Source organism: Arhodomonas sp. KWT, from assembly GCF_010993615.1.
In genome coordinates, this window is record NZ_WNXE01000399.1 from 1 (window position 1) to 1603 (window position 1603).

Genomic DNA, 1603 nt, shown 5'->3' on the forward strand with positions numbered 1-1603 from the left:
CCCCACAGGCAGCCCGTATCCAGCGACAGCACGCGGGCGTCCGAGATCAGTCCCAATGTCGACCAGTGGCCGAAGACCACCTGCAGCCCGCCCTTGTCGAGAGCCCGGTGAGGAACCCGGAACCAGGGGTAGTATCCCCGCGGGGCCTGTGCCGGCGAGCCCTTGTAGTCCAGCAGCAGCCGGCCATCGGTGCTGCAGAAGCGCATCCGGGTCAGGGCGTTGGTGATGTAGCGCAGGCGTTCCCAGCCCTCGAGGGCGGGGTCCCAGCGGTCGGGGCGGTTGCCGTAGAGATGGCGCAGGAACGCCCGGTGATCGTCGCCGCCGAGCACCGCCTCCACCTCGCGGGCGGCCGCCCGGGCCTCCTCCAGGCTCCAGGCGGGGGAGAGGCCGGCATGCACCAGCACCCGGCCCGGGAATTCCGCCGACTCGTGCAGCAGCGGGCAGCGCCGCAGCCATTCGAGCAGCTCCTCGCCGTCCTCGGCCTCGATGATTTCGGTGACCGTGTCCGTGCGTTTGGCGCGGGCGAACCCGGCGGCGATACCGAGGAGGTGGATGTCGTGGTTACCGAGCACCGTCACCGCAGACGAACCGAGCCCGCGCACGAGGCGCAGGGTCTGCAGTGACTGCGGTCCGCGGTTGACCAGATCGCCGGTGAACCACAGGCGGTCCGCCGCCGGATCGAAGCGGATCCGTTCGAGCAGCCGTTGCAGCGCGTCGTAGCAGCCCTGTATGTCGCCGATTGCGTAAACGGCCACCGGATGGCCTCCTCACTGGCGATGGATTCGGGTGCCGGCCCGGGCACGTCCCTGCAGTGTTGCAGAGCAGCACGCCGAGGAAAACCCCGCGATTCGGGGCGTCAGGTCGCCGTGGTGAGTGCCCGGCGGCGGTCCTCCAGTGTCTCGAGGAGGTGGACGTAGCTGCGCTCGAACGCCGCCACGCCCTCGTGTTCCAGCCGCTCGGTGATGGCGTTCAGGACGATGCCGTGATCGGCGAGGCCGGCGAGCACGGCATCCGCGCTTTCCATCGCCGCGCTCAGCCCCTCGGCGGCGTGGCCGTGGTCCCGGAACGCCTCGAGGGTGGCCGGCGGCAGGGTGGTGACGGTCTCGCTGCCGGCGAGACCCTCCACATAGAGAACATCGCTGTATTCCGGGTTTTTGGTACCCGTGGAGGCCCACAGCAGCCGCTGGGGGTGAGCGCCTGCCTCTTCCAGCCGGGCGAAGCGCTCGCCGTGGCGCATCTCCTGATAGTGGCGGTAGGCCGCTGCCGCATTGGCGATGGCGGCACGTCCGCCCAGGGCCTCCAGCGCACCGGGGCCCGCGGCCTCAAGCTCCCGGTCCACCGCGGCGTCCACGCGGCTGACGAAGAAGCTCGCCACGGCATCGATGCCCGTGACCTCCAGGCCGCGGTCGAGCCGGTGTTCCAGGCCGCGGAGCCAGTGCTCGAGCACCTGGGCGTAGCGCTCGCGGGAGAACAGCAGCGTCGTGTTGACGTTGATGCCCCGCGCGGTGAGGGTCTCGATGGCCGCCAGTCCGGCCTCGGTGCCCGGGATCTTGACCATGAGGTTATCGCGCTCGATGCGCTCGACCAGCCAGCACGCCTGCTC

At 70.3% G+C, this 1603-nt stretch carries 2 protein-coding genes; both read right to left on the reverse strand.

Annotated features, from left to right (window positions below):
• Positions 1-755 (reverse strand): symmetrical bis(5'-nucleosyl)-tetraphosphatase (locus tag G7A99_RS19325; protein ID WP_163143290.1); only part of this gene is annotated, 755 nt, incomplete at its 3' end.
• 101 nt (positions 756-856) lie between these two features.
• Positions 857-1603 (reverse strand): transaldolase family protein (locus tag G7A99_RS19330; protein WP_163143293.1); only part of this gene is annotated, 747 nt, incomplete at its 5' end.